Origin of the sequence: Pedobacter miscanthi (genome assembly GCF_003315595.1) — a bacterium.
Taxonomy (GTDB): Bacteria; Bacteroidota; Bacteroidia; order Sphingobacteriales; family Sphingobacteriaceae; genus Pedobacter; species Pedobacter miscanthi.
On record NZ_QNQU01000023.1, the window covers coordinates 94,001 to 118,219 of the forward strand.

Below are 24,219 nucleotides of genomic sequence, written 5' to 3' on the forward strand. Positions count from 1 at the left end.
ATGATGGACAATACCCGCTTTCTATTTTAAAAGTATCGCCAGTAGGGATTATTTCATCAAAAAGAATAAGATGAATGAAAATCGACATTAACAAACACTGTTTTAATGAATTATAAAATTCATTTGGGCTGTATTTTACCTTAAACCAAAAGATTTCCTCATCACTTAATTTTTATGCGATTTTTATTTTTTAAAACTGCGGAAAAATCGATACACGTTTCACCTTAATAATTACTCTCTCTTTAATTATTGATCATCAAATCTTTACCACACACGATTTATAAGCTTATATGGTTCTTACAATACTTATATGGTCAAATGGAAAACGGATAGTAACAACTTAAACTTTCTCAAGCGCCTCGGGGTAGAGTAAATTTGAGTTGCACATTTCCCTTAGAGATTTTAACTCACCTACATTTTACACAGTGATCATCAAAAACGCTATTCGGATTCGATAGCTACCGGATAAAGTTGAAGATAAGATGTTATTTTAAATACCTGTTTGCGGCACATAACCAGCCCTGAACATATTTACAACTGATTTTGGGGTTAGTACCGTAATCTTATCCAAATCGGGTAATGGCATGGATTTTTCATAACCTGCAGGTGTCCAGAAGTGTAGTTGGGTATCTTTTAGTAAATAAGCTTGATCCTGGTAAATCACAAAAGTACCATCAGGAAGATCAGCTAATTTTTCCCGCCAGGTAACTTTGATTTTATTGGACGTAACTCTTTCCTGGTGGAGAATATCATCGATTTTAGAGACCGGGGTTTTCATATCAAATCGATATTCAGGATTACCTTTAAGCCAATAGGTTTTAAATCGCTGATGATCTTCGTAACGGCATTGAAAGCAAGGGCGGTGACCGGCAGCGTATGCGGTGGCTTCATCTAAAAAGAATAATTCTGTCCAGCGGTTGGGTTGCATTACCTCGCGATGTCTTCCCCTGAATTCCAATACGCAGGTAATCCAGGCTTTAATTTTATAGGAACGGATAATTTCCTGTTTTTCGTTATGCAATACGCCACGATTACCCAGCCACAGGCCACGGTGTGGTGTTCTGATGATTTCGCCGGATGGATTTACCCTGTTTTGAAGCATGGAGCTGATGAAGTAAATTGGGTTTAAATTTAACTAAATTACCCATATCCTAAGGATTTAACCACAGATGGACACAGAAAACCACAGATGAGGACAAAATTCCCCCATCCGTGTGTATCCTTTTTATCTGTGGTTAATTATTATTTAGAATTTCAGTCGGTGTAACACCGACCACTTGACAAAAGATCCATCGACTCCGCTCAGTATGACAACACGAACAAAACGTCATCTCGACCGAAGCATAGCGGAGTGGAGAGATCTATCTCGAAGCAGATTTAACTGCGCTGAGCATTTACGTGGTTCTCGACCATGTTAGAATATCGGTCGGTGTGACGCCGACCGATAGGTAAAAGGTCTTAGCGAGACGCTAAGACCAGTTGGCAGGTACGGTCTATCCCGCTTTAAGGGAACGCATCTTAATGCGGACGCATGGTAGCGATCGTTGTAAAATTGCTTTGTCGGCTGAAAAAGCCTCCTAGCAATGACGACTTATTCCATAACTTACTTACTCCTCTCCACTATTTTTCATTTTCATCAATATGGCGTAAGCATTTTTGGTTACGATGCTACCTAACTTATTTTTTGTTTTAATTTCTGTAAATCCATCAAGGCTGGCACCGGTTTCTACGGGTATCATTTTATAGTGGTAGTTACCCAGATCGGTAAAAACATAATATTTATTTTCCCACTTCACAATGGCATCTTCAGGAGCTGTTTCTACCAATGCGTTTGATACAGCGATTGATGCATTTAAAAAAGTTCCAGGCAAGAGTTTGCTGTCGGCATTTTCGAGATCGCAATGTACGCTCGTGGTACGATCATCTTCGATACTGGGTGTAATCAGGTGTATTTTTGCCAGGTATTTTTTATCAGGGTTGGCTGAAGTGCTACAAACAATCTTTTGACCAACCTTCAGATTTACCGCATCTTTTTCGAATATGGTAAGGTTGGCATGTAATGCTCCCGGACTAATTAGCTCGAAAAGGATATCAGATGAATTAACATACTTACCGGCATTAGTATTTACCTTGGTAACATAACCGCTAATGGGAGCGTATATTCTGATACTCCTGCTAATGTTATCCTCATTTAAAACATTAGGATTAATATCGATCAACCTTAATTTTTCGGCCAGCGATTTAACCAGAACTTTCTGGTTATTAAAATCACTTTCGGTCTGTTGGAAAATCTTATCGCTGGTGGCTTTCGTCTGATTTAAACCTTTTTGGCGGATGTAATCAGCTGATGCAAATTTAAGCCTGTTTTTTGCGGTAAGATAATCCTGTTGCAACTGGATGTACTGCTGATCTTCTACAATGGCCAATACTGCACCTTTTTTCACCATCATGCCTGGGATGAGCATCATTTTTTTGATGTAACCTCCCATGGGTACACTTACTGAATAGGTATTTTCTGGTGGTACATCCACTACCCCATTTACATTAATGGTGTTATGCATGCTTTTGGTTTCGGGTTGACCAACTACGATACCTGCATTTTTAACCTGCGCGGCACTTAACTGTACCTCATCGGCATTTACCTGTACTGTTTTCTCGGCCGGAATTTCTTTCTCATTTTTATCGGAGCTGCTACAGGCTGCTAAAACAGCCATCAATATTAGCCCACTTATTAATTTATGCTTCATTCGGATGTTATTTATCTGTTGCGGTTAGTTTTTCAATTTCAAAGGCAGCCTCATTAAACTGCTGCACTTTATCATAATATTCGGCTTTAAGCTGTATGGATTGATTGATCAATATTACCCAATCGAGGTATGCGATTTCACCGGCATTTAATTTTTCAGAAGCCGTGCGGATGATGTCTCCCGCGTTTGCCAACGATACCTTTTGATAAGATTTTAATACTTTATCTAGTTGTGCATAACGCTGCAGGGCATTTTCAAGGTCGGCATTTAAAGTTTTTTTTGTTAATTCCAGTTCCTGTGCTTTTTGCTGTATGGCGATTCCTGAAGCTTTAATGCGCGATTGCTGTGCGCCAAAGAAAATGGGGATCCCTATACCGACACTAAAAGAAGAAAATCTTTTATTCTTATCGAAATACTGTTCGGTGCCCATACTATTGGTTTGCCAGCCTATGATACTTGAATTGTTGTAGCCAAAAATAAATGATGGCATCAATTTGCTCTTTTCGAGCGACTTTTGCTGTTCGGCCAAGGTTAACTGCGCCTGATTAAGTTTTAGAAGAGGATTATTATTGATTTCATCCGTGGAAATCGTATTCAAACCGTATACCGGACTATCCGTTTGAGGCATAAGCAGCCGATCACTGTTTAACAGAAATTTAAACCTGTTCAGTTGTTGTATGTAATCAGTCTGCAGCATTTCGAACTGATTGGCAATCTGTTGTTTCTGGTTTTCGGCAGTGCGAAGTTCGAGCACATCTAAATCACCGGATTTAAACCGCTGTGATGATTTTTCGAGGAAAGCACTATAAACACTATTTGCCCAGATCAGGATCTTACGTTTTTCATTCAATAAGAGCAGATTATAATAAACAGATTTAACCTGTGTTTTTAACTCAAGTTGTTTATTATCTAGCTGCGCTTCACTAATGCGTACATTGGTACTGCTTACTTTGTACTGTCGGGTATAAACCGACGGAAAATCAAAACTCTGTGCCACCGAAAATTTATTATCGTTGGCCAGACTATTAAACTTGCCATAATCGAAGGTTACAGCAGTTTTTTGAACATCAAAAGTATTTTTGCCCAGTTCTTTATAATACAACACTTCTGTTTGAGCCACTTTTAAGGATACATTATTTTTAACAGCGGTATCAATAGCTGCCTTTAAACTGATCTGTTCCTGTGCACCGGCACCAATTGTTGCGGATAAAATCAACACGGCAACAAGCGCCATCCTTTTCGGCCTGAAATAACCGAATCCTTTTTCGAACAAAATGTATAACATGGGCAAAACAAATAAAGTTAACATGGTTGAAACCAGTAATCCGCCGATTACCACGGTTGCCAAAGGCTTTTGAACGGCACCACCGGCACCTGTACTAATGGCCATCGGGATAAAACCTAGTGATGGTACCAAAGCGGTCATTAAAACTGCACGGAGTTTCGATTTGGTGGCATGGATCACAATACGTTTCACATCTGTCCAGCCTTCTTTTTTCAATCGGTTAAACTCGGTAACCAGTAAAATACCGTTCAGTACTGCCACGCCAAACAATGCGATAAACCCCACCCCTGCAGATATACTGAAAGGCAAATCCCTGATCCAAAGGGCAAATATTCCGCCCGTGGCAGATAGTGGAATGGCGGTATAAATCAATAAACCCTGTTTTACAGAACTGAAAGCGAAATAAAGCAGTAAAAAGATCAAAAGTAGCGCAATAGGCACTACAATAGCCAAACGCGATTTGGCAGCCGTCATATTCTCAAATGAGCCTCCATACGATATAGTGTAACCTTTAGAAAGGTTTAACTGCTTACCTGCTTTTTGCTGCAGTTCTTCAACAATCGATTGTACATCGCGGTCTTTAACGTTAAAACCAACAATAATCCGGCGTTTGGTATCTTCACGCTGGATCTGGTTTACGCCTTCTACTTCTTCTATACTGGCCACGGTACTTAAAGGGATCTGGTTCCCTGATTTGGTAAGCACCATCAGGTTTTCTACATCTCTGATATTTTTTCGGGCAGCCTCATCCAAACGCACCACCATATCAAAACGCTTTTCGCCCTCATAAACCTGTCCGGCAATCTGACCGGCGAATGCAGTATTTACCACGCGGTTTACATCACCCACGTTAATGCCATACTTAGCCATCCCATCCCTGTTGTATTTAATTACAACCTGTGGCATTCCGGTTACCTGCTCCTCATACACATTAATAGCACCTTTAACACTACCGATAATGCTGCCCAGGCGTTTAGCATATCCAGAAAGCGAATCGAGGTCTTCGCCGAATATTTTACATACTACGTCCTGCCTGGCGCCCGTCATCAGTTCATTAAAACGCATTTGCACCGGAAATTGAAAACCTACAGTAATACCAGGGATTACTTCTACGGCCCTGGTCATTTTAGCGCTCAACTCGGGGAAAGATTTTGCAGAAGTCCACTCCTTTTTCGGTTTCAAAATTACCATCATATCTCCTGCTTCAAAAGGCATCGGATCGGTAGGTATTTCGGCACTGCCTATTTTGGTTACGATTTTTTGCACCTCAGGAAATTTATCCAATAGTATTTTTGAAGCTTTCTGTGTGGTTTCGATGGTATTGTTCAGGTTGCTACCGGTTAACAACCTGGTTTCTACCGCGAAATCGCCTTCTTCCAGCTGGGGAATAAATTCGCCACCAAGTGTACCCATAATGAGTACAGAAAGGCCAAAAAGCGAAATGGTAACCAGCAAAATTGTTTTGGGGAAGTTAAGCACCTTATTTAAAATCGGTTGATACCTGCGCTCCAACCAGGTCATCAGCTTATCGGTAAGGTTTTTCTTATGACTGATGGTTTTATTGAGGCACAGGGCCGACATCATAGGTACATAGGTAATGGAAAGGATAAATGCTCCTAAAATGGCAAATGCGATTGTCCAGGCCATGGGTTTGAACATTTTGCCTTCAATACCTTGCAGCGAGAGGATAGGCAGGTACACAATCAGGATGATAATCTGGCTAAATACTGCGGATTTGATCATCGAACCGGTTGACTTTTCTACTTCAGTATCCATCTGAGTCTGATTGATGCGGTTAAGCGACCTGAAATGTTTACTGTGCGAAAAACGGTGTAAAATCGCTTCAACTACTATCACAGATCCATCTACAATTAATCCGAAATCTATCGCCCCTAACGACATCAGGTTTCCACCCACCCCAAATTTATTCATCAGGATAATGGCGAAGAGCATCGATAAAGGGATAACCGACGATACAATAAAACCTGCACGTAAATTACCCAGGAAGAAAACCAATACAAAAATTACGATCAGTGCACCTTCCATTAAATTGGTTTCTACAGTACTAATGGCGTTATCAACCATTTTAGTCCGGTCGAGAAAGGGCTCAACCACTACCCCCTCCGGCAGCATTTTCTGTATAGCGGCAATTTTATCTTTAACCCGCTTTACCACCACAGACGAATTTTCGCCTTTAAGCATCATCACCACCGCTCCGGCAACCTCGCCCTGTGCATTATAGGTCATGGCGCCATAACGGATGGCCGAACCATATTGTATTTTGGCAACCTGGCCCATTAACACAGGCATGCCATTATCCAGCGTTTTAACCACAATTTTTTCAATATCACTTAAACTGGTGGTTAAACCTTCACTGCGGATGTATAAAACTGTTGGACCTTTTTCGATATAGGCCCCACCGGTATTTTCGTTATTTTTTTCTAAGGCATCAAAAATTTCAGCAATAGTAAGTCCGTAGGCTTTAAGCTGATCTTGTTTAACGGCAACCTCGTATTGTTTAAGGCGACCACCAAAGCTTGATACTTCGGCTACACCGGGGGTACCCAAAAGCTGCCTCCTAACAATCCAATCCTGTAAGGTACGAAGCGCTTGTTCATCATATTTACCTTCATATCCTTTTTTGGGGCGGACAACGTACTGGTAAACCTCACCCAAACCGGTAGAAACAGGGGCCATTGCCGGCGAACCGATGCCCTGTGGAATTTCCTGCTGCACCTGCTGCAGCCTTTCGGCTATCTGTTGCCTGGCCCAGTAAACATCTGTTTCTTCATTAAAAACGATGGTAACGAGCGATAGTCCGAAACGGGAAAAACTTCTGATCTGTTTTAAACCAGAAATACTGCTACAGGCCTGCTCTATCGGAAAAGTAATTAAACGTTCGATATCTGGTGCACCTAATGAAGGCGAAACCGTAATTACCTGTACCTGGTTATCCGTAATGTCAGGCAAGGCATCAATAGGGAGTTTAGTTACCTCGTATGCGCCCCATCCCACAAGGGAAAGCACAAACAAGGCAATGATCAGCTTATTCCGAACGGAAAAGCCGATAATCTTATTCAGCATAATAAATTATTTTAAATGGATCGACATCATATTCAGGGAAGCATACACACTTCGCCCGAAAAAACAGGAAATAGGTAGAATTTACACTGATGCGATTGGTGGCCTGAAGAGACTTCCGAAAGTAGGATTATTATATACTGGCTGGTGATTAAAAGTGCTTACAGGCAAAAGATTTAAACAGGCAGCCTTTAAAAGAATAAATTTTTCAGCAGGTACAGCATTGGAGATAACATGATGGCCATCTATCTTTTTAAATGGCAGTTTCATATCTTCTTCGTCGTCGTTATCATTCAGGTCGTGCCCCAGATAATGCATTTCCAGAAAATCAATAAAACTGATCTGCGAATCGATTTGATGGTGCTGGATAAAATGTGAAATAAGTTGGGGTACCTTTATCACTTCGCGTATGGAAGCGTTAAAAACAATGATGGGGAACAGCAGGAAGATAACAACTTTGTTCACGCTGCAAATATAAGCCAAGGGGACTTTGCAGGCAAGCAATTAATTTATCATATCTGTTACCTTTAAAACCAAAACACCTTAATGATGGTGTCCGACAGGCTCTATATGGATCAAAATATTGCCCAGTTCCGGAATATCATGGTGTAATGTATCCTGCAGTTTATGTGCCAGTTCGTGTCCGGCCCTTACCGAAAGACTGCCATCAACCAGCGCATGCAGATCAACATGGTATTTCATTCCCGATTTACGGATAAAACATTTTTCGGTACCCGAAATGCCCTGCACAGTTGCAGCAACTTTTCTGATCTCTTCAATAATATCCTCATACATATTTTCGTCCATGATTTCGCCCAATGCAGGCCTGAAAATATGGTAACAATTGTACAGGATAAAACCAGCAGCAAATAAAGCCGACCAATCATCGGCAGATTCGTAACCTTTACCCATAATCAGTGCTACAGAAATACCAATAAAAGCCGCAACTGAAGTAATGGCATCGCTCCTGTGGTGCCAGGCATCTGCTTTTAAAGAAGAGCTATTGGTTTCTTTACTCCTTTTCATCACCAGACGAAAGGATATTTCTTTCCAGATAATAATGGCACCCAGAATGAACAAAGTAAAGGGTTTGGGCAAACTGTGCGGGGTTTCGATATTTTTAATGCTCTCGTAAGCAATAATGGTTGCAGATGTAATTAAAAAACCTACAACCAAAAAAGTAATGAGCGGTTCGGCCCGGCCATGACCATAAGGATGGTTTTCATCAGCCGGTCGGTTTGCATATTTGATACCAAAAAGTACCAGGACAGAAGAAAAAATATCGGCCGTTGATTCTATGGCATCGGCAATAAGGGCGTAAGAATTTCCGAAAATACCAGCAGCTCCTTTAATCAACGCCAATGATGTATTGCCGATGATACTGAAATATGTTGCTTTTATTGCTATTTGCTCATTTGTTGCTTCCGCCATAGGGTGCAAAAGTATAAATTATAAAGCGCTGGTGCATGCATCAGGCACAAAAAAAGGCAAACATTTACATGCTCGCCTTTTCCTTTGCTTAAAGTCATCACAAGTTAAACAAATCCTACTTACATGATCGGATAGACCATCAAATTCATGTGCAACAAAATTAATACTATCGTTTAATATTAGTCCATTTTAAGTAGTGATTGTAATTGACATTAGTCAAAAAAAATATTCTTAATGAGCGTACAAAATTCTTCGCTGGTATTTTTAATTTACAGGTTTTAAGTATTAAGCGTTCAGCAGGTTAACAATGATAAAAGTATTTTCTGGACACACTAACCCTTACAGTTTGATGTATGGAGTATGCCAGTGTTTTTCTGCAAAGAATCCCTGGAAACAAAAAAGCCCCTGACATTGGCCAGGAGCTCTTATACGCTAAAAAGCGGTTTAATTATTTTGCAGTGTTTTTCTTTTCAGTAACCTCAGCTCTGATTTCCTGAGCCAATACTTTTAAGTCTTGCATTGCTTTACGTACACGTGTACCTGCTGCAGCGTTACCACCATCATAAAATTTAGCTACATCAGCTTCAACTGAAGCAATCACTTCCTGTACTTGTTTGAATTTGTCCATAATTGTTTTTAATTGGGATCTTTTACGATCCAGGTTATACTTGTTTTCTTTCCGTAAGCAAATCACGGGCCGCAAAACTAAACATTTCTATTAAAAAACAACATTCAGATGCAAAAGAAAGGCATTTTTACCCTTTTTTATTAAAAATCTACTATTCTGACAGGTAACTAAACTGCTACTTCGCAGTTTCTGCAGAATTTAAATACCGCTGCTACAAATTGTTGTCTGCTTTTTAAGCCGTTTTTAATTAGGTTTTTTACCCGGGCTATGAGTGCTACCAACTTGTATTAAGCAAAATAGGCAGCAAGATGCCGAATGAAATATTTTTACGAAGAGAAATAAATATTTTCAGTCGGGATGAGAAGATTCGAACTTCCGACCTCCAGCACCCCATGCTGGCGCGATACCTGGCTACGCTACATCCCGATTTGAAGAATAATTGTTATTGCAAAGATAATATCAGCTAGAAAAAATGCAAGAAAAATTTGACTTAGGGCAATATTTCCTAGCGCAGTGCCTTGTGTTTTTCGCCCCAGTTTTCGAGCATTTTAATAATAGGTTTTAAGTCATAGCCAATTTCCGTTAATTCGTATTCTACCCTGGGGGGCACCTCTGCGTAAACAGTTCTTTTGATGATTTTATTTTCTTCCAGTTTGCGCAACTGCAGGGTCAGCATTCTTTCGGTGATATTGGGAATCAGTTTTTTTAACTCGCCGAAACGGAGTTTACCGTTTATTAACCAGGAGCAGATTACGATAGACCATTGTCCGCCGATAATATTAGCGGCATACACTTCCGGGCATTCATCAGCCAAAGCCTGTTTATTGGCAAAATTGGTAGAGGTTTCTTTGATTTTAGACATTACTTACATTTTTTATAGTACCCTACATTTGGTTGCTAATGTAAAGAATTTATGTAACCTGCATTAATTTTGTAAGGTCATTTTAAAACTGAAAATATGAAAACATTAATTATAGTTACCCATCCCGATATGAAAAACTCAGTTGTAAATAAAAGATGGGTTACGGAGCTTCAAAAATCTCTTGAACAGTTTCATATCCATCAATTGTACGAGGCCTATCCGGATGAAAAAATAAATGTGGCTGCAGAGCAGAAGCTGGTAGAACAATATGATAAAATTGTATTCCAGTTCCCCTATTACTGGTTTAATTCTCCCGCTATGTTAAAAAAATGGATGGACGAGGTTTTAACCCATGGATGGGCTTATGGCAGCAAAAGCGGATATAAATTAGCAGGTAAAAAGATTGCCCTGGCTATTTCACTAGGCGTTGACGAACAGGAAATGGGAAGCCAAGGATTATATAAGTATCCATTGAGTGAGCTTCTACGCCCGTTTGAACTTTCATTTGAATATGTTAAAGCCGACTACAGACCTTTTTTCGCTTATTATGGGATTGAATTTAATTCTTCGGAAGAGTGGATCGAAAAAAGTGTTCCGTTATACCTGGAATTTCTAAAAAACCTGTAGCAGATGATAATAAGCACGAGAGACTAAAGCTGTTTGTTCAGCAGATCAGAAGCAATCTATACTCCCCATCCTTTTCGATAGGTGCCCTGTGTACACAAGGTAATGATTGTTTTCCGGGATGATCTACTGCAAGTCTCCACAAATGGCCCACTCCCAGGTTCACCGGGCTTGCATCAGGTTTGGCCTGGTAATGCAGATCAAAATAATGTTCTGTTAAAAAGGCTTCAAAATCTGCTTCAGTACCCTCATGCAAATCTTTAAGTTTTTGCCGTATCTCGGGGATCAGGATCTTTTGTTCAACCTGTTTATTGGCTATGATTTCACTGGCAGCACCGTGATAGGTACATAAAAAAGTCTCGGTACCGATTGGCGAACGGTCTACATGAAAAGAATATACATCTGTTGAAATAAAACCGAGTTCCTCATCCCGCTGGTAATTTTTAAGTAAATTAAGCGAAGGCGATGCGCCGGAATCAGCCAGCAATTGAAAATCACTTAGTATAATTTCCCTGGCTGCATTACCTTCATCTGATAGTTGCAGTGCACGGAGGTCATCCATAGAAATTTCTGTCAAATCTTCTTTTAATTGAAGCTTGGAAACAATTTCTGCAAAATCGCCCGCCAGGTTCCTGAACCAGCAAACTGCATTTTTATCACCCTGAAAATCTGTATTTATAAGTTCAGAAAAAGTAGAAACCACTGCGATCTGGTCGTTGTCAGAAATTCTTATATCCATAATGTAACATGAACCATTTTGCAATTAATTTACAGCCCTTACCGCTTTATCAAAGGAAAATATTAAACTATTCTGATCTATGGTTTTTAAGGGAATCTCATGATTATCCTTCCCAGTGGTAAAATAAACGGTGGCTTGTACTGTTTGTCCCTTTTCCAGCCCATCCTCAAACAGCGCAATCCCAAATAAATCGGCATCAGTTTTGGATGAGGCAATAATGCTTACCGTACCAAGGTTGTATTTTCCGTTATTTTTAAGCGTAATTATTCCGTTTTTATAGGTATACGAAAGCCCCTTAACCGTTTCCAGATAAGTTTTATTTTTACTGGTAACCGGTTGGTAGGTTTGTGCCTGTACTGAAAGTCCGCCCATCAATAAAAGAAAAGCAAGTACAATTTTTTTCATCTTTGTCTTTTTCACAAAAATAGTCTAATATTTTTCGGAGTGCAAAGCAAATCTGTCTTGCTCTGCAAACGCAAATTAAGCTAATGTAAGTAGCTTTGTAATTACGGATAGCTTAACAACTTCTTAAACGGTGGAAAACCAATCGGCCAGCCGTTTAAAATTTGAAACAATGATGAAACTAAATATTTGTTGTTTTCCCTAAACTGCTTTTACCGACATAATGGTTCGGTCGAATTCTTCACCCGAGACAAGCGATTTGGCTTTTATCCGCATTTTATATACATAAACGGTGTTTATCGAATATTCGAGAATAGTCGCAATCGCTTCTACATCAGTTATACCAAGCCTAATGAGAGCAAATATCCGCAGATCAGTATTGAGCAGCTCTGGCGATTTGGGCCATATCTGATCTTCTTTTCCCAGCAAAGAATTGAATTCTTCTACAAAATTGGGAAATATGCTCACAAAAATACGGTCAAAGGTATGGAACAAGGTTTCACGTTCCTTTTTAATATCAATGTCTTTCAGATCGGGTAAAATTTCGCCAAAACGTTTGGCCAGCACCTTCCGTTCTACATTTTTTTTCAACCTGTCAAGTTTAAGTATGTAACCCGAAACTACATCGAAAAAGTAACCGATATACCTTTCGTTTACAGTAGCATATTCGCGCAGCTTATCGTTAATCTCCGAAAGCTGGCGATTGATATCTTTCAATTCCTTGTTTTTCTGCTGTATAATCTGTTCTTTTACTTTTAACCTCCTTAACTGGAAAAAAATCATAAATGAGGTAAGCGATACCACCACCGCCAGGAGCGAAATTGACAGAAAATAGGTCAGAAACTTATTTTTTTCCCGTTGGGTAGCCATATTTACCTGGGTTGCAATGTCGGGAAGTATCGATTCGATTTTAAGCTTACGCAAACGGTTGCCGTAGAAACCGGCATCATCTCTTGATTGCTGAATAAAAAGGTAGGCATTATCAAGATCGCCATGTTTGAAAATATCTTCGGCTAGAAGCAGTGTAGCCAGTGTTTCTTTTGTTGAAGAACGGATATCGCTTATAGCCGATTCTGCAAGTAGCCATACCCTTAACCTGTTCTGGTTATCGCGCTGGTAAAAAGCCGCCAGTCCCGTTAACAGTCTCGCCCGCTGATGCTGCGATAATTTGTAATGTTTTAAAAGTTCGATAAAATCTCTGGGGGGCTGATCGGTTTGGCCTGCAACAACCTGACGATTTCCTCTGGTAAAGCGATAATCGAAGGAACCTGGTTCGCACTGTGCGATGGCAGAATCCAGGTACTTTATGGCTGTTTGGTTATAGGTTCTGGTAAAATTGACATCATCATTATAGATTGCCAGGTTTGAATAGGCACCTGATTTAAGGCAATAATAATCGTACTTATAACTTTTATCCAGCCTCGATACATTAATTTCGTCCAGGTAATCAAAGGTTTCTTTAAACATGCCGGCATGCAGCAGTAATGAGGCGATTTTTACTTTACTTATGTTTACCCTTATCTCATTTTTGCCTGTCAAACTCAGCTCCAGGATTTTTCTTCCATAAAAATATGCCGAATCAAATTTGTAATATTCATATTCGTCAAAAAGTTTCATGTAGGTATCGAAAAGATGATCCGGCCTGTGGCTTATATCTGACCTCAGCTGCCGGATCCTGGATAGCTTTACCTTATCATAACCATCTTTTTTAGCAATTTCCGTCTTTAACCGATCGAGCACCCCATTATTCTTTTGAACAGGATATGCACTAAAGGAGAAAATTAACAGGAATATATTTAGTATAAAAAATTTCATTTTGTGAGACTGGCTAACATTCAAAATTATAATAATTTATATTTCCATATCCCTCAAAAATCAAATTAGCCTGATATTTTAACGTATAAACCAATAGGGTTGGCAAACGATCTCTTTTAGCTTATGGTTGATAAAGATTTTAAGATGCAGCCAAATCAGGTCGAAAGCTGTTCATCCAAGATAAACGGATCCCGCAAAATCTCCTAGATTTCATAAAAACTGCTTCATTTTTAATCTTAAGAACACGCCCCAGCATTATAAAAAATTATATTTTTCAGAGATATAAAATACACAACAAACTCATAAACAAGGTATTAGGATTTATGATATAGGTTTTTTTTTATATTTTCTATAGACAGGGCTTCAGGCATGGATTTCAACTACCATCAATCGATAATTTAGGTCTCTCGTTTGGAACTCCTGCTTACAGGAAACCAAAAGCAATATTTTTAACCAAATAGCAATTTCATTTTTCTTCTATATAGGTGGAAGTTAATGCCTAAAACTAAATCCTTTTAGCCATTCAAATCACCAATTGAAAAGACTGATGGAGCAAACATCACTATGAGAAAAACCAAACCACCCTAGTATCCGGCAGGCTGAAATTGAGCGCTGGTTTTGCAAAATAAGTCGACTTATCTGCCCAATTCTACAATATCAATGCTTTGGATACCATCTGCCTAGTTAATCACAATCAAAAAACTAAACTAACCAAAACTTATTTAACACTTGATTACATGTACAGGAAATTTTTACTGTTGCTGAGTTCGTGCTCATTTTTGTGTATCCTCGCATTTTCGGCAAATGCACAAACCCGTACCCTATCCGGAACGGTAACCGATATCACCGATGGCGCTCCGCTTCCCGGGGTAAATATCACAGATAATGGCAAATCATCAACTGCAACAACAAATGCAAAAGGAATTTATTCCATCACCATTCCTTCGGGCACAAAAAGCATTACATTTTCTTTTATTGGTTATAGCTCCAAAACCGTTACGGTTACAGCTGATAACACCATAAATTTGAAGCTTTCGCCTGCTTCAAATAACCTTGATGAAGTGGTGGTGGTGAGTGTGGGGTACGGAACACTCGATAAACGCGAAATTTCGAGTGCCATCACACATATTTCTGCGAAAGATCTGCTTCCGGTTGCTGCAAATAACCCATTAATGTCGCTACAGGGTAAGGTGCCTGGTCTTAACATCACCAATACTGCTAACGCAGATCCGAATTCAAGCCCAAACATCCAGTTGCGAGGCGTTTCTTCACGTAATGCCGGCTTAGGCCCATTATATGTCATTAATGGCGTACCGGGTGGCAATATCGACAATATCAATCAGAACGATATAGAAAGTATTGATGTACTAAAAGGTGGCGCGGCATCTGCAATTTATGGAACAAGGGGAAGCAATGGGGTAATTATTATCACCACAAAGAAGGGATCTTCCCAATCCAGGATGTTTTACGATGGCTACGCCAGTTTTGATTACCTCACCAACCAACTAGAAAACCTATCGGCAGATGAGTTTATAACAAACCGTGTGCAGAATAAACAGGGGCAAGATTATAAAGCACGGACAAACTGGCTGGATGAGGTAACCAATTCTCCTGCCTTTGCCCAAAAGCATACGCTGCAGTTCTCAGGTGGCTCGGCCAAAACCAACTACTTCGCATCGGGAGATTACCGCGATGCTGACGGGATTGACCTGCGTGCACACAAAAGGGAATATGGCGGCAGGCTTACCATCAACCATGTAACCGATAATAACCTGTTTGTAGCCTCAATTACGGCCGCACCAAGGATGATGAAGACAGACAATGCCGATCAGGGAAACTTTAATAATGCGCTCACACTGAATCCAACTTACCCGATTTTTAATGATGCAGGAAAATACAGTTATATCAATACCGGCTTCTTTTCCAACAATCCAGTGGAGAATGCAAACCTGATCAAATCGCAGGGCGAAATAAAAGAACTGGATCTGAATGGTTCGCTAAAAATGAATATCCTCCCGAAACTGAGTACAACAGTAACGATATCGGAAATCTACCGTTCATTCAAAAAGCTGGATTTCTCTCCTTCTACCCTTTCATCTATCGTACAGGCAAACAAGGTAACGCAAACAAATTTTGCCAAACAGGAATTGCAGGAAAACGACCAAAAGAATATTGAGTGGACCGGAAATTATGCGCTTGATCTTGGCCGGAACCATTTAAAGGTTTTGGGTGGTTATTCGTATTCGCTATATAACTATAAACAGGTATCAGCCCAGAATTATGATTTTCCTTTCGATACCTATTTGTGGAACAACCTGGGATCGGGGCTTTATAACGGCGGTGCTGCCGGTCAGGGCCAGTCTGCCGTTGGATCAACACAAAACGGCTCAACGCTGATCTCTTTTTTCGGCAGGCTGAATTACGATTTCAATAACCGTTACATCCTTACAGCCAGTTTACGCAGGGAGGGCTCATCAAAATTTGGAGCCAACAATAAATGGGGAAATTTCCCCGCGGTATCCGCAGCCTGGCGCTTATCAGAAGAACCTTTTATCAAAGAAAAGCTGCCATGGGTAAACGAACTTAAAATCAGGGCTGATTACGGGATAACCGGAAACCAGGATTTTGATAATTACAAGTCACTTCTGTTATATGGTGGTGCCGGATATTTCCCTTACAACGGCCAGTACTACCAGGTTTACGGGCCTTCTTCAAATGTTAATCCGGATCTGAGCTGGGAAAAATCAGTCAATTTTAATGCAGGGCTTGATTTCTCTATCCTAAACAGCCGTATTAGCGGATCACTTGATTATTACATCAGAACAAATAAAGACCTGTTGGGCTCTTACAATGTTCCGGTTCCACCTAACACCCAATCTACAACTTTTGCAAACGTAGGTACGATGAAAAACTATGGTGTAGAACTTGCACTAAGTGGCGATGTTGTTAAAGGTGATGATTTTAGCTATAGCATTAATCTTGCTTTTGCTTATAATCGTAATAAATTTATCTCTTTCTCCAATGAGATTTACCAGGGGGGCAATTTTCAGGAGGTGGCTGGCCTTCCCGCCCCCGGATCGCCAGGTAACATCCAGCGGATACAGGAAGGACACAGTATTGGCGAGTTCTATACCCTCCGCTCGGCAGGTGTGAACGATGCTGGGGCACTACTGGTATATAAAAAAGACGGTTCAATTGTTCAGGCTAATCTTGCCTCAAACGACGATAAACAATTTGTGGGAAATGGCTTACCAAAGTTTATTACCTCACTGGGTAACACTTTCAGGTATAAACGTTTCGACCTGGGCATTTTCTTTAGGGGTACCTTTGGTTACAAAATTTTCAACACCTCAGCCTTTTACATCGGCACTCCATCAAGCCAGAGCGATGCCAACGTGTTAAAGTCGGCATACAACAGCAGTAGCAAATATTCGCTTCTGAAAAGTACGGCAACCACCTCAATTGCATCGGATTATTTCCTTGAAAACGGCTCATTTTTAAAAATCGATAATGTATCCCTTGGTTACAGGCAACCACTTAAAACCAAATACCTGAATTCGCTCAGGATTTATGCGGCAGGAAGAAACCTGCACACTTTTACTTCATTCACCGGCGGCGATCCGGATCTGGTACAGGTAAACGGGCTAACTCCGGGGGTAAATACGTCGCTAAACTATTATCCATCAACACTTCAGCTGATCCTTGGTTTACAGGTAACATTTTAAAATAGGAAGAAATGAAAAATTATAAATTATTTATCTGCAGCATTCTGTTATGTATGATGATGGCTGCTGGATGTACAAAACTAGACGAACAGGTGTATGACCAGGTTGATGCGGCTAATTTTCTTACCCGCAGGGATGATGTAATCAGGGATTTCCTGCGTCCCTTCGAACATGCCTACTGGAGTATCCAGGGAAACGACGTTTACGCGGTTGGCGAAGACTGTACGGACGAAATGGGTACTTATAACCGTCAGGGCGACTGGCAGGATGGCGGTTACTACCAGCGTATGCATTACCATACCTGGACCCCTCAGGATGGCTTTACGAATGGTGCCTGGAGAAATTTTTATCAGGGTATCGTACTCTCCACCAATTCGCTTCAAGATATGGAGAGCATTGCCGACCCCACTAAGCTGAATGTTACTCCGGCAGAGCTCAACGATTTTAAGGCAGAACTCCGTACCCTGAGGGCCTGGTTCTACCTGCGTGCATTTGATTTTTACCGGAATATTGAAATTGTAACCGATGTTAAAAATTCGACACAGGGCGGTGTGCAGTCCACACCCCAGGAAACCTTTAACTACATAGAATCGGAGTTGAAAGCAGCCATTCCATTTCTGCCCACTCGTGAACAACTGGGAGCTAATGGTATAGGCAGGTGGACGAAAGCGGCAGCTGCAACATTGCTGAGCAGGCTTTACCTCAATGCAAAGGTATATGTGGGTACTGAGCGCTACACTGACTGTGAAGCCGTTTGCGCCGACATTATCAGTGGAAAATATGGTGCTTATGCGCTGGATACCCGATGGGATGCTCCATTCGACTATACCAATAAATCATTGAACTCGGAGGTGATTTACGGATTTCCGGGTACGCTGGCAAGAACACACTGGCAATATGATAGCGGCATGTTTTTCTGGGGAATGACTTATGATGCTGCCACACTTTACTGCGGCTTTACCGATTTCGGCAAATCGAACCCCAGATATGCCCTTCAGCCCGGACGGGATGTTGACAGTGTAGAGTATACCCATACACTGGGAAAGCCTTTTGTAAAATTCCAGAAATATCCTGATGACGTTCGCCTGAAAAAATATAAAAACCTTGGCGACAGCAAGCGTGAGGGAATGTTCCTTTATGGTTATTTACCTTATACAGCTACGGTGAATGGTGTTGCAAAACCCGATACCGTTAGGGGAAACAAAGGTCCTTATGCCTTATTTATCCGCGATCAGGTAGGTATGTTTCTCGATACAAAACCGGGAAAAAGGATTGCCGATAAAGAATCGAACATGAACCATGCCGACCACAATTCGGGTGTATTTTTGGTAAAGTATCCTGTTTATCCAACGCCCGATCCAAACCGTATTACATCGGCTTATGCAGAGATCCGTCTCTCCGAAGTATATTACACCATAGCTGAGTGCCGGTACCGTGCGGGTGATAAAGTCGGAGCGGCCAATTACCTCAATCAGGTAAGACAACGTAATTATCCTGCCGGCTCAACAAGCTTGTACAACGCTTCAGGCATTCAGCTCACCGACCAGGAAATGCTGGATGAATGGGGTCGCGAATTTATCGGAGAAAACCGCCGCAGAACGGACTTAATCCGCTGGGGTGTTTTTAGCAGTGGAACCTGGTGGGATAAGAAACCTGATGCCGATAAGCACACAGAGATATTTCCTTTAGGCAGGGAGATCCTCAATGCAAATCCAAAATTGAAACAAAACCCAGGATATTAGCAACACCATAAACACACATAAGTTAAGTTTGGTTTAGTTAGGGGTGTTTCCGTTAAAGCGGAAGCCCCCTTTCTATTAGTGGCCATTATTGAGTGCATTAATTTACCAGCAGATATTTCGACTGAAACACCTTCATAAACAATTGATAATCAGAAATATAATTAAATCCATTAACAGAATTTAAGACTCATTAAGCCCATTACCTTAATGATCGAAAGATGGACGATTATTATAGAATATTACAGTTCTAACATTAAGGGGTCTATTAAATAACCAATCTGTTATTCAAGCTCTCCAACGATCGTTTGTCGAAACCATAGCTTTACTTTCCAGCCTGCCAACGATAATGGATGTGAAGTGATATTCATTTCCACTGTTAGCATCTAATCCGGCCTGACTTTAAAAGCCAGGCCGGACAATGCTGTTTATCTTACTTTTTAAACGCCCTTATTAATGTAATGTACCCTTTGTACACTTCGAACTCGCTGCTATTTGCCTTTTTAACACGCAGTAAATAATAATAAGTGCCTTCATTTAATCCCTCGCCTGTCCAGTTATTTTGGTAACCTTTAGTGTGGAATACTTCATTACCCCATCTGTTTACAATCTGCAGCTCGTTGCTCTCGTACTGGTTTAAACCAATGATTTCAAAAGTATCGTTGATACCATCGCCGTTAGGTGTAAACAAGTTAGGAATGGTAATACCTGTGAAGCTAGCAGTTAAGGTAACAGAGGCTACATTGGTGTAATATCCAAAAGCGTCTTTTAGTCGGTATGTAAATACATCCTCACCCACATAACCCGGATCTGGAGTATAAACTATCGAACCATCTGCATTTACTTTTACAGTACCGTGTTTAGGCGGACTTACAATTTCGACTGTTAGCTTGTTTGGCGTAGAGTTGCCCGGATCATCATTCCCTAAAACGTTAATTACAACAGGTTTATTGGCTACAGTACCGCCCACATCATCAACCGCACGTGGCGATTTAGGGAAAGTGGTAACTGTTGGTAAATCATTATCCGCTGAAGTACCTGAGATATCACTTACCGATACGTTTGCCGGTGTTTGTCCGGTAATCTTCGCCGTATTGGTTACGCTACCATGATCCTTATCAGCCTGCGTGATTTGGTAAACATAACTTTCAGTTACTGTTTCACCCGGTGGCAATGTTCCCGGGATTACCTTATTCAAACCAAGTTTTGCATCAACCAATGTGATGATATGCAAGGTTACATCACCTGTGTTTTTAACCGTAAAGTTATAGGTAATTTTGTTTCCATCTGTATTTACCGTAGCCGTTTTAACCAATGTAATGGCAGATACAGGAGCAATAACCGTTACCGTTGCATCACCAACAGCAGGTGTACCAGGATCATCAGATTGTTTGCTAATGGTGCTACCGTCTGGCGTTTGCGCGGTTGCAGCTGCCTGGTTAGTGAAAGAACCATTATTTACCTCTGTTAAGGTAACCGTGTGTTTCGCCGTTACGGTTAGGCTTGTACCTGGTGATAAACTGGCTATCAATCCCGGAGTGATTGATCCGGCATCTGCACCAACATCAGTTACTGCAACATTTGTTAAAGTTACGTTGCCTGTATTGGTTACGATGATATTGTAATTGATCACATCCCCCATTTTGCTTACGCTGTTGGTTGCTACCTTAGTTAAGCTCATGGCTGGCGCAGCGATCAACGTTACCTCTACCGGAATGGTTACCGTTGTGGTACCACCCTGACCATCATTTATGGTTACAGTGAATTTATCGTTACCTACATAACCTGTTGACGGCGTATAAGTATAAGTACCATCGGCGTTAACCATGACTGTTCCATGTGCCGGCGGCGTAGTTACTGAGAAGGTAAACGGATCGCCATCTACGTCACTTGCCGTTATTTTGCTGCTAACCGGAGTATTCTGTGGAGTAGTAATAGCCGGAGCTGTTGCAACTGGCACATCATTTACCGGAATCACCTTAACCGGAACAGTTACCAATGTGCTACCACCCTTTCCATCGCTTACGGTCACAGTAAAAATATCCTCTCCGTAATAATTTGGTTCTGGTGTATAGGTGTAAGTACCATCAGGATTAATAACCACGGTACCATGTACCGGAGCTATTGCGATTACATAGGTAAGCGCATCACCATCTGCATCGCTTGCTGTAATAGTACCATTAACCGGGGTATCTTCGTTAGTGGTAATGGCTGGAGCCGGTGCTACAGGAGCATCATTCAATGGTTTTACACTTACAGGAATAGTTACCGTTGCGGTACCGCTTTTACCATCACTTATGGTTACAGTAAAAGTATCATCGCCACTATAATTTGCCTCTGGTGTGTAAGTATAAGTACCATCAGGGTTGATAACCACAGTGCCATGTGCTGGTGGCGTGCTTAAAGTGTAAGTAAGTGGATCGCCGTCTGTATCGCTTGCGGTGATACTACCATTAACCGGATTATCTTCACTGGTGGTAATGGCTGGAGCGCTTGCAACAGGCACATCGTTTACCGGGGTAATGGTTACCGGAATGGTTACCGTTGCGGTACCACCTTTGCCATCACTTATAGTTACAGTGAAAGCATCATCGCCACTATAATTTGCATCTGGTGTATAGGTATAAGTGCCATCAGGATTGATAACCACGTTACCATGAGCCGGGGCTGTTGTTACCGCATAGCTAAGCGCATCGCCATCAATATCTGATGCGGTGATAGTGCCGTTTACCGGGGTATCCTCGCTGGTTGAAATGGCCGGAGAAGTTGCAATTGGCGCATCATTTACCGGCGCAATGGTTACCGGAATGGTTACCGTTACGGTACCACCCTTGCCATCACTCACGGTTACGGTGAAAGTATCATCGCCACTATAATTTGCCTCTGGTGTGTAGGTATAAGTACCATCAGGGTTGATAACCACAGTACCGTACGCAGGTGGCGTGCTTACCGTGAAAGTAAGTGAATCGCCGTCAACATCTGATGCGGTGATACTGCCGTTAACCGGAGTATCTTCGCTGGTGGTAATGGCCGGAGCGCTTGCCACAGGTGCATCGTTTACCGGAGTCACTTTTATCGGAATGGTTACCGTTGCGGTACCGCCTTTGACATCACTTACGGTTACGGTAAAAGTATCATCGCCATTATAGTTTGGCTCTGGTGTATAGGTATAAGTACCATCAGGGTTGATAATCACTGTGCCATGTGCAGGTGGCGTGCTTAAAGTGTAAGTAAGTGGATCGCCGTCTGTATCGCTTGCGGTGATACTACCATTAACCGGATTATCTTCACTGGTGGTAATGGCTGAAGCGCTTGCAACAGGCACATCGTTTACCGGGATAATGGTTACCGGAATGGTTACAATTGCAGAACCGCCTTTACCATCGCTTACGGTTACGGTGAAAGCATCATCGCCACTATAATTTGCCTCTGGTGTGTAAGTATAAGTACCATCAGGATTGATAACCACGGTACCATGTGCCGGAGCAGTTGTTACCGCGTAGCTAAGCGCATCACCATCAACATCTGATGCGGTAATATTACCGTTAACCGGGGTATCTTCGCTGGTGGTAATGGCCGGAGCGCTTGCAACAGGTGCATCATTTACCGGGGTAATTGTTACCGGAATAGTTACCGTTGCGGTACCGCCTTTGCCATCGCTTATGGTTACGGTAAAAGTATCATTACCATTATAGTTTGGCTCTGGTGTATAGGTATAAGTGCCATCAGCATTAATGACCACAGTACCACGTGCAGGAGTTGTTGTTACCGCGTATGTAAGCGCATCGCCATCAATATCTGATGCGGTGATGGTGCTGTTAACCGGGGTATCTTCGCTTGTGATAATGGCCGGAGCGCTTGCCAAAGGTGCATCGTTTACCGGAGTCACTTTTACCGGAATGGTTACCGTTGCTGTACCACCCTTGCCATCACTCACGGTTACGGTAAAAGTATCATTACCACTATAATTTGGCTCTGGTGTAAAAGTATAAGTGCCATTAGCATTGATGACCACTGTGCCATGTGCATGTGGCGTACTTACAGCGAAAGTAAGTGGATCGCCGTCTGCATCACTTGCGGTAACAGTGCCGTTAACCGGAGTATCTTCGCTGGTGGAAATGGCCGGAGAAGTTGCAATTGGCGCATCATTTACCGGCGCAATGGTTACCGGAATGGTTACCGTTGAAGTACCACCTTTGCCATCGCTTATAGTTACAGTAAAAGTATCATTACCATTATAGTTTGCCTCTGGTGTGTAAGTATAAGTGCCATCAGTATTGATAATCACTGTGCCGTGTGCCGGAGTTGTTGTTGCCGCATAGGTAAGTGCATCACCGTCTGCATCACTTGCGGTGATACTGCCCTTAAACGGGGTATCTTCGCTGGTGGTAATGGCCGGAGCGCTTGCCACAGGTGCATCGTTTACCGGAGTCACTTTTACCGGAATGGTTACAATTGCAGAACCGCCTTTACCATCGCTTACGGTTACTGTGAAGGCATCATCGCCACTATAATTTGCCTCCGGTGTATAGGTATAAGTGCCATCAGTATTAATGACCACTGTACCATGTGCAGATGGCGTGCTTACAGTGAAAGTAAGTGGATCGCCGTCTGCATCACTTGCGTTAACAGTGCCGTTAACCGGAGTATCTTCATTAGTGGTAATGGCCGGAGCGCTTGCCACAGGTGCATCATTTATCGGAGTAATCGTTACAGGAATGGTTACCGTTGAAGTACCACCTTTGCCATCGCTTATAGTTATAGTAAAAGTATCATTACCATTATAGTCTGCTTCTGGTGTATAGATATAAGTGCCATCAGTATTAATGACCACGGTACCATGTGTCGGAGCAGTTGTTACCGCGTAGCTAAGCGCATCGCCATCAATATCTGATGCGGTGATGGTGCCGTTAACCGGGGTATCTTCGCTGGTGGTTATGGCCGGAGCGCTTGCCACAGGTGCATCATTTATCGGAGTAATCGTTACAGGAATGGTTACCGTTGAAGTACCACCTTTACCATCGCTTACGGTTACAATAAAAGTATCATTACCATTGTAGTTTGCCTCTGGTGTATAGGTATAAGTGCCATCAGGATTAATGACCACAGTACCATGTGCCGGAGCAGTTGTTACCGCGTAG

14 protein-coding genes and 1 tRNA gene are annotated in these 24,219 nt (G+C 41.7%); 3 read left to right on the forward strand and 12 right to left on the reverse strand.

What is annotated here, in order from left to right; genetic code table 11:
• Positions 1-490 precede the first annotated feature (490 nt).
• The 8 genes from DRW42_RS22480 to DRW42_RS22515 form a co-directional block, all read right to left on the reverse strand.
• Positions 491-1,102 carry a hypothetical protein gene (locus DRW42_RS22480; RefSeq protein WP_113951116.1) on the reverse strand — a complete coding sequence of 204 codons (612 nt, stop codon included), beginning with the start codon at positions 1,100-1,102 and terminating at the stop codon, positions 491-493.
• A gap of 505 nt (positions 1,103-1,607) precedes the next feature.
• Positions 1,608-2,747 (reverse strand): efflux RND transporter periplasmic adaptor subunit, encoded by a 1,140-nt coding sequence (locus DRW42_RS22485; RefSeq protein ID WP_113951117.1) that lies wholly within the window; start codon positions 2,745-2,747, stop codon positions 1,608-1,610.
• Positions 2,748-2,754: 7 nt separating this feature from the next.
• The gene (locus DRW42_RS22490; protein ID WP_113951118.1) at positions 2,755-7,116 is read right to left on the reverse strand and encodes a CusA/CzcA family heavy metal efflux RND transporter; all 4,362 of its coding nucleotides are present in this window, start codon (positions 7,114-7,116) and stop codon (positions 2,755-2,757) included.
• 81 nt (positions 7,117-7,197) lie between these two features.
• Positions 7,198-7,578: a hypothetical protein gene (locus tag DRW42_RS22495; protein WP_113951119.1), complete on the reverse strand. Its 381-nt coding sequence runs from the start codon at positions 7,576-7,578 to the stop codon at positions 7,198-7,200.
• Between the two features lie 78 nt (positions 7,579-7,656).
• Positions 7,657-8,544, reverse strand: a complete 888-nt coding sequence (locus DRW42_RS22500; protein ID WP_113951120.1) for a cation diffusion facilitator family transporter — start codon at positions 8,542-8,544, stop codon at positions 7,657-7,659.
• A 448-nt stretch (positions 8,545-8,992) separates the two neighbouring features.
• Positions 8,993-9,172, reverse strand: a complete 180-nt coding sequence (locus tag DRW42_RS22505) for a histone H1 (RefSeq protein WP_113951121.1) — start codon at positions 9,170-9,172, stop codon at positions 8,993-8,995.
• A gap of 352 nt (positions 9,173-9,524) precedes the next feature.
• Positions 9,525-9,598 (reverse strand) — tRNA-Pro (locus DRW42_RS22510).
• Between the two features lie 79 nt (positions 9,599-9,677).
• The gene (locus tag DRW42_RS22515; protein WP_113951122.1) at positions 9,678-10,034 is read right to left on the reverse strand and encodes a winged helix-turn-helix transcriptional regulator; all 357 of its coding nucleotides are present in this window, start codon (positions 10,032-10,034) and stop codon (positions 9,678-9,680) included.
• A 96-nt stretch (positions 10,035-10,130) separates the two neighbouring features.
• Between DRW42_RS22515 and DRW42_RS22520 the strand changes: the two genes are divergently transcribed.
• The gene (locus tag DRW42_RS22520) at positions 10,131-10,661 is read left to right on the forward strand and encodes an NAD(P)H-dependent oxidoreductase (protein WP_113951123.1); all 531 of its coding nucleotides are present in this window, start codon (positions 10,131-10,133) and stop codon (positions 10,659-10,661) included.
• Between the two features lie 37 nt (positions 10,662-10,698).
• On the opposite strand, the gene DRW42_RS22525 is transcribed toward DRW42_RS22520, so the two are convergent.
• The 3 genes from DRW42_RS22525 to DRW42_RS22535 form a co-directional block, all read right to left on the reverse strand.
• The gene (locus DRW42_RS22525) at positions 10,699-11,397 is read right to left on the reverse strand and encodes a DUF1826 domain-containing protein (RefSeq protein WP_113951136.1); all 699 of its coding nucleotides are present in this window, start codon (positions 11,395-11,397) and stop codon (positions 10,699-10,701) included.
• A 24-nt stretch (positions 11,398-11,421) separates the two neighbouring features.
• On the reverse strand, positions 11,422-11,802 hold the full coding sequence (locus DRW42_RS22530; RefSeq protein WP_113951124.1) for a hypothetical protein: 381 nt from the start codon (positions 11,800-11,802) through the stop codon (positions 11,422-11,424).
• Positions 11,803-12,000: 198 nt separating this feature from the next.
• Positions 12,001-13,614 (reverse strand): DUF6377 domain-containing protein, encoded by a 1,614-nt coding sequence (locus tag DRW42_RS22535; protein ID WP_113951125.1) that lies wholly within the window; start codon positions 13,612-13,614, stop codon positions 12,001-12,003.
• Positions 13,615-14,351: 737 nt separating this feature from the next.
• Here DRW42_RS22535 and DRW42_RS22540 point away from each other — a divergent pair.
• Together DRW42_RS22540 and DRW42_RS22545 are read left to right on the forward strand one after the other, a co-directional pair.
• Positions 14,352-17,339 (forward strand): SusC/RagA family TonB-linked outer membrane protein, encoded by a 2,988-nt coding sequence (locus DRW42_RS22540; RefSeq protein WP_113951126.1) that lies wholly within the window; start codon positions 14,352-14,354, stop codon positions 17,337-17,339.
• Between the two features lie 11 nt (positions 17,340-17,350).
• Positions 17,351-19,081, forward strand: a complete 1,731-nt coding sequence (locus DRW42_RS22545; RefSeq protein ID WP_113951127.1) for a RagB/SusD family nutrient uptake outer membrane protein — start codon at positions 17,351-17,353, stop codon at positions 19,079-19,081.
• Positions 19,082-19,511: 430 nt separating this feature from the next.
• Here the strand turns inward: DRW42_RS22545 and DRW42_RS22550 are convergent.
• Positions 19,512-24,219, reverse strand: a 4,708-nt coding sequence (locus tag DRW42_RS22550) for an Ig-like domain-containing protein (protein ID WP_113951128.1), incomplete at its 5' end; no start/stop codon positions are given.

Bases quoted from the DNA above. Each gene is read 5' to 3' on its own strand.
- DRW42_RS22480 (WP_113951116.1), bottom strand. From the start codon at position 1,102: ATGCTTCAAAACAGGGTAAATCCATCCGGCGAAATCATCAGAACACCA.
- DRW42_RS22485 (WP_113951117.1), bottom strand. From the start codon at position 2,747: ATGAAGCATAAATTAATAAGTGGGCTAATATTGATGGCTGTTTTAGCA.
- DRW42_RS22490 (WP_113951118.1), bottom strand. From the start codon at position 7,116: ATGCTGAATAAGATTATCGGCTTTTCCGTTCGGAATAAGCTGATCATT.
- DRW42_RS22500 (WP_113951120.1), bottom strand. From the start codon at position 8,544: ATGGCGGAAGCAACAAATGAGCAAATAGCAATAAAAGCAACATATTTC.
- DRW42_RS22505 (WP_113951121.1), bottom strand. From the start codon at position 9,172: ATGGACAAATTCAAACAAGTACAGGAAGTGATTGCTTCAGTTGAAGCT.
- DRW42_RS22515 (WP_113951122.1), bottom strand. From the start codon at position 10,034: ATGTCTAAAATCAAAGAAACCTCTACCAATTTTGCCAATAAACAGGCT.
- DRW42_RS22520 (WP_113951123.1), top strand. From the start codon at position 10,131: ATGAAAACATTAATTATAGTTACCCATCCCGATATGAAAAACTCAGTT.
- DRW42_RS22525 (WP_113951136.1), bottom strand. From the start codon at position 11,397: ATGGATATAAGAATTTCTGACAACGACCAGATCGCAGTGGTTTCTACT.
- DRW42_RS22530 (WP_113951124.1), bottom strand. From the start codon at position 11,802: ATGAAAAAAATTGTACTTGCTTTTCTTTTATTGATGGGCGGACTTTCA.
- DRW42_RS22535 (WP_113951125.1), bottom strand. From the start codon at position 13,614: ATGAAATTTTTTATACTAAATATATTCCTGTTAATTTTCTCCTTTAGT.
- DRW42_RS22540 (WP_113951126.1), top strand. From the start codon at position 14,352: ATGTACAGGAAATTTTTACTGTTGCTGAGTTCGTGCTCATTTTTGTGT.
- DRW42_RS22545 (WP_113951127.1), top strand. From the start codon at position 17,351: ATGAAAAATTATAAATTATTTATCTGCAGCATTCTGTTATGTATGATG.